Raw genomic sequence first — 650 nt, 5'->3', positions numbered from 1 at the left:
GCAGATAGCGCAGCACGGCGACCACCGTGCCCCGCATGGCAGGGGCCGGTACCGCCCGGTGGGCGCAGACGTGTTCCTCCCGGTTTGCGAGGTCGGGGCTGGCTGCCTTGACGGCCGCCGCGAAGTCGGTGTCGCACCAGGTCTGTTGGAGCCAGGCCCGCCAGGATGTTGGGTCCGCGAACGCGCCGGTGAGATCCGGCCATACGATCTGGCGGTCGGGATGCCATGCAGATGCCCGGACCAGTGCCGCATCAACGTGGCGGTACATACGCGCCTCCTGGGGACTGCGCGGTGCCCGGCCGCGCCACGGGCGCGGCCGGGCACCGCGATGGATGCGGTCGGTACTAGCTCGGGCAGCTCGTGCACGCCGTCGCGCAGGTGGAGTTGCAGCCGTCGTCCGTCATGCGGATGAGCTGGTCTGCCGAAGGGCCGCCCTCGACGATGGTGATGTCGAGGGTGAAGTCCGCGAAATGCTCTGCTTCAACGGCCGGTTGCGTCGGTATGGCAGGTCGCTCCAGTTGAACGGTCATGCATGCCTCCTTGAGGGGATGGGGGAAGGTGCAAGGTCCCGGAGCCCTCGCGGGGCCCCGGAGTCTCAGGCCCAGGACGCGGTGACGATCCCGTGCCGCCGTAGCACGGCGTCCTGGGGC

At 69.8% G+C, this 650-nt stretch carries 2 protein-coding genes; both read right to left on the bottom strand.

Annotation, left to right across the window (positions count from 1 at the left end):
- The coding region (locus TN53_RS41650; protein WP_046264100.1) for a hypothetical protein at positions 1-268 on the bottom strand (268 nt) is incomplete at its 3' end.
- Between the two features lie 76 nt (positions 269-344).
- The gene (locus tag TN53_RS41645) at positions 345-530 is read right to left on the bottom strand and encodes an FxLD family lanthipeptide (RefSeq protein WP_046264099.1); all 186 of its coding nucleotides are present in this window, start codon (positions 528-530) and stop codon (positions 345-347) included.
- Between the last annotated feature and the right edge of the window lie 120 nt (positions 531-650).

The organism is Streptomyces sp. WM6386 (assembly GCF_000972385.1).
In the GTDB taxonomy this organism is placed as follows: Bacteria; Actinomycetota; Actinomycetes; order Streptomycetales; family Streptomycetaceae; genus Streptomyces.
This window is presented reverse-complemented; position numbering and strand designations above follow the sequence as displayed.

Coding starts and splice junctions, on each gene's coding strand:
- TN53_RS41645 (WP_046264099.1), bottom strand. CDS start 530: ATGACCGTTCAACTGGAGCGACCTGCCATACCGACGCAACCGGCCGTT.